This window comes from Rhodothermales bacterium (genome assembly GCA_013002345.1).
Taxonomy (GTDB): domain Bacteria; phylum Bacteroidota; class Rhodothermia; order Rhodothermales; family JABDKH01; genus JABDKH01.
The window spans coordinates 1-4,364 of sequence record JABDKH010000272.1 but is presented as its reverse complement, the minus strand read 5'-3'; the positions used below and the strand labels follow the sequence as shown (position 1 = coordinate 4,364).

Annotated in this window: 6 protein-coding genes; 5 read left to right on the top strand and 1 reads right to left on the bottom strand. The window is 59.0% G+C overall.

The window, feature by feature from the left end; genetic code table 11:
* A partial coding sequence (locus HKN37_13010; GenBank protein NNE47567.1) for a ribonuclease HII occupies positions 1-515 on the top strand: 515 nt, incomplete at its 5' end.
* On the opposite strand, the gene HKN37_13005 is transcribed toward HKN37_13010, so the two are convergent.
* Complete coding sequence (locus HKN37_13005) at positions 433-984, bottom strand: shikimate kinase (protein ID NNE47566.1); 552 nt, start codon at positions 982-984, stop codon at positions 433-435. The genes HKN37_13010 and HKN37_13005 overlap by 83 nt on opposite strands.
* A 65-nt stretch (positions 985-1,049) precedes the next feature.
* On the opposite strand from HKN37_13005, the gene truA reads away from it, so the two are divergent.
* The 4 genes from truA to HKN37_12985 form a co-directional block, all read left to right on the top strand.
* A complete protein-coding gene (truA, locus tag HKN37_13000) occupies positions 1,050-1,826 on the top strand; it encodes a tRNA pseudouridine(38-40) synthase TruA (GenBank protein ID NNE47565.1) in 777 nt (258 codons plus the stop codon).
* Complete coding sequence (locus HKN37_12995; protein NNE47564.1) at positions 1,823-3,223, top strand: hypothetical protein; 1,401 nt, start codon at positions 1,823-1,825, stop codon at positions 3,221-3,223. The genes truA and HKN37_12995 overlap by 4 nt, the downstream gene beginning before the upstream one ends.
* Before the next feature lie 14 nt (positions 3,224-3,237).
* Positions 3,238-3,426 carry a hypothetical protein gene (locus tag HKN37_12990; protein NNE47563.1) on the top strand — a complete coding sequence of 63 codons (189 nt, stop codon included), beginning with the start codon at positions 3,238-3,240 and terminating at the stop codon, positions 3,424-3,426.
* Positions 3,427-3,519: 93 nt separating this feature from the next.
* The coding region (locus HKN37_12985) for an arginine deiminase (protein ID NNE47562.1) at positions 3,520-4,364 on the top strand (845 nt) is incomplete at its 3' end.

Below are 4,364 nucleotides of genomic sequence, written 5' to 3'. Positions count from 1 at the left end.
CCGACAGCAAGCTTCTGTCGAGGGAGGATCGTGAACGACTGGCCGCACGAATTCGCTCGCGCGCCGTGGCCGTGGCCGTCGGCGTATGCTCGCCGGAGGAAATCGACGAGCTGAATATCCTCTGGGCGTCGATGGAGGCAATGCGACGCGCAATCCAGAAACTCGTCCCACAACCGACATACCTCATTGTCGATGGAAACCACGTCATCCCGGATTCGGCGTGGCCTGTCGAAGCGGTTATCCGGGGCGATTTCAAAAGCCAGTCAATTGCCGCCGCCTCAATTATCGCGAAAGTCGAACGTGATCGCCTGATGCATCATTTGCACGAGGCGCACCCGGAGTACAACTGGATATCCAACGTCGGGTATCCTACGCGAGCCCACTACGAGGCGTTGTCAAGCCACGGTGCATCGCCGCTACATCGCAGGACGTTCAATCTGGAGAATCCCTATCCTCCTTTTTCAGAAGCGGCAACAGAACCTGAACAAGTAGACGGGCATTCCTCGACGCGGTAGTCTTCTCTGGTCGGAAGGTAAGTTGCGCCCTCTCGTAGGCTTGTCGTCTTTCTCCGAGCAGCTCTGCGACCCGGCGCTCCAGTTCTCCGGGATTCCGAAGCATGGCTTCCACGAGTGGTCGGCGAGTTCTGGATCGGGACAGGCGGCGTACGAGTTCTTCCGCGGGTAGATCGAGAAACACGACGGTGCCATGGTCCAGCGCCCAGTCCATGTTCGCGTCCGGAACGAGCGTCCCTCCGCCCACAGCGATGACCCGATTTTCGAGATGACTCGTCGCGCGCAAGGCCGCTGCCTCCGCCGCCCGAAAGGCCGGTTCGCCATCGTCCCGGAAGATCTCCCCGACCGTCTTCCCGGCTTCCGCCTCGATCGCGGCGTCCAGGTCGAGAAAATCGAATCCCAGCTCCATCGCTACGTTTCGGCCTAGGGATGACTTCCCGGAAGCCATAAAACCTGTCAGATACACGCGCATTTAACCTCTCTGATGGCGTTGGCGGGTGCACCCGCGTTACTCGCGCCCACAAGAACGAGTGTTAGATGCCCAGATACAAGATCCTTCTTGAATACGAAGGGACGAATTACCACGGCTGGCAGGTCCAGAACGGAGAGGTGACCGTCCAGCAGGAACTCGAGAAGGCCCTGTCAACGGCACTTCGAACGCGAACGGGGGTCGTTGGGTCGGGTCGCACGGATGCGGGGGTCCACGCGCGCGGACAGGTGGCTCACTTTGATGGCGACGGATCCGTTGATCTTCCACGTTTGAGCCATTCACTGAACGGTCTCCTTCCCAACGACATCGCGGTGGTGTCCGTTCAAAGGGCGCACGACGCCTTTCACGCTCGCTACGATGCAGTCTCGCGCCGATATCGATACTATGTTACACTTCGCCCCACGGCGTTTGAGCGACCCTTCAGGAGTTTGGCACATACATCTACCGACTTCGATCTTATGAATGACGCGGCGACGACTCTTGTCACCACGACCGACTTCTCGTCGTTCTGCCGCACCCAGTCGGAGACGAAGAATAGGATCTGCTCGGTGTCGCGCGCCGTCTGGGTCAGCGAGTCCGTCGACGGTTTTCACTATTTCGAAATCGTGGCCGACCGATTCCTGCACGGCATGGTACGCGCAATCGTCGGTACACTTCTGGAGATCGGTCGCGGTCTCCGATCGGCTTCGGATCTTGAGACCGTGCTCGCGACGCGAGATCGACCCGCGGCCGGCCCCGCCGCTCCGGCGTGCGGACTGGTGCTGGAAGAGGTGACCTATCCGGACCACGTCATGCTCGACCCCTCACGGGATCGCCCGGAATGAAGTCAATCCGTCATCCACTCGAGAGTAAGGGCCGACCAGATCCGGCGATTCGCCGGGTCGCGCGTCGCGCGGCCTCCATCGTCGCTGCACTTCTTGCATTCGTATGGGCTGGTTGCGACCGTCCCTTTGTCGAGATTTCGACACCGGAGATAGAGATACTCGAACCGGATCCGAATCGAATTGTCACGGACGCCCGCGTTGAATTCGCGGTCAGAGCTTCCTCCTTCCGGCCTATTGATCGCGTAGTCCTCGCCGGCGAGCCGATGGACTTCAACGCCTCAACGCGCGTATGGTCGATGAGCGTCGACGTGGCTCCCGGACTCAGCGAGCTGGTCATCACGGCTTACGACACCCAGGGTGTTGCCGGAACGGACACCGCCGTGGTCGTCTACATACCGTTCACGTTTTCGCTGTCGCCGGCAAGCTTGCCTTTCGGCCGAGGCAACCATGCCGCGATACTGATGACGAATGGCGATATTCTCGTCACGGGCGGATCCTTTACGCCGGGAGGTGAAGGCACCGACGAGGCCCTGATCTTCACGCCGGGCACCCTGTCATTCGATGTATTGCCCAACCCGATGACGAAGCCACGTGTTGGACACACGATGGTCAATACACCCGACGGTCGGGTTCTCATTGTCGGCGGTGGATCTCGGGGCCTTATTCGAGACGTTCTCACGCTCGTTGTGGAGCCTGAGATATTTGACCCGGTAACCGGCGAGTTCAATACCGTTCCCGTTCGGGGAGATCCGATCCTGCGGGCCGAGCACACGATGTCTGCCCGCAACACGAATTCGGGTTTCTACATCGATCTGTTCGGCGGAATCGGCGACGTGCGGGCGGGGTCGTCGCAGGAGCTCGGCATTCGTCCCGATATCCGGACGTTCCTCTTTCACAACGATACCTTGATTGCGCGCAGCCCGGACGTCGGGGGATATCTCAGTGAACCCATATCCGGCCACACGCAGGCATCGCTGTCTTCCAGATCGGATCTCGAGGCCGATCGGTACCTGATTCATGGCACCTGGTTCGGAACCGAGTTCTTCGAGTCGACCAGCTTCACGGTTGATTTTGCGGACTCACTTGGCCTCCTCCCTGTAGAAACCGGCGTCACATTGAGTCCCCGAACACATCATGCCAGTGCAGCCCTGGCGCCCGGCCTGGTGGCGACCTTCGGCGGGATCCAGGGAGAGTCGGGGCCAGTCGTAGGAAGCATTGAGATCTTCGCAGACCGCTCCGACCGGTTTCTTACCTTACCGATCCAGGCGAGACCTCTTTTTCGTTATCAACACACCGCAACAAAGCTGGCGGATAATCGAATACTATTAGCAGGGGGTTTCGACACAAACGGAAACAGCTTGTCTCTGGTCGAGTACTTCGTTTTCAGCGCACAATAGCAGGAAAGAAAGAGATGGATGCCCAGCAAGTTCTTCGCTGGTTGACGGTGGCGATCGTAATGATGCTTGCGGTAGTCGTGTTGAGCTTCGTTTTGAAGTTCGCCGGCTTCTTGCTGGGGTATGCAATCAAGATTCTCGTTATCCTGCTGCTGGTTGCGATCGTACTTCGATTTTTCACACTTCTCCAGGAGCGTCGGCCGTAAGCAGGGCATGGTCCTGTCCCAGCTTGCAGGCGCATCAGGACGGGTACCGGATGTCGCGATTGCTGCGCCAAGAACCTCTTGCGTTATTCCCGCATGCCTGCTCAGCCCCGCCACACCTCCGCCACGTCACGGGACGAATCCACGCCGGCTGAACTGAATCTTCAGGTGACGTCGGAAACCGGTCGCCTTCGGCAGGTGATTGTACATACGCCGGGTCCAGAAATGGAGATGGTGTCTCCCGACGGCCTGAAGGATCTCCTTTTCGAAGACATCCTCTTTCCCGGAAAGGCGCGTTCCGAGCATGCGGACATGTGTTCGGTCTTTCGGAAGATCGTTGGACGGCACGACGCAGTGCTGCAAATCAGCGATCTGCTGTTGGAAGCTTTCAGTCAGGAGGAGGCCCGCACGGATTTCGTCGACCAGTTGTGTCGCGTGTTCGTGGAGAGCAACTTCCAGGCATTCCAGGAAGATCTGCAGACGCTATCACCGGAGGAACTCCGTCATTTTGCCGTGACCGGCGTGTCATCGCTCAGGCTGAGTTCGCGTCCCCTCCCGAACCTGATGTTCACGCGCGACGTTGCGGCAGTCGTGAATGATCACGTCGTCCTGAGCCATCCGGCGACAGCAGCCCGGGCCAGAGAGAGCATCATGACGGATATTGTGCTCAGGTATCACCCCGCTTTGAGCCCTTATCGGGATCGTCTGATACGGCTTCCGCAGGGAGTGACGTTCGAGGGCGGAGATCTACTGGTTGTCAGCCCGGAGATCGTTCTGATCGGGCATTCCCAGCGAACGTCGTTTGGCGGTGTCATGACCGTAGCGCGACAGTTGTTCGAGCGGACTCCGGTGCAGCATGTCGTCATGGTCAACCTGCCGAAGAAACGTTCCTGCATGCACCTGGACACTGTGTTTACGTTCGCGTCTCCATCCGAGTGTGT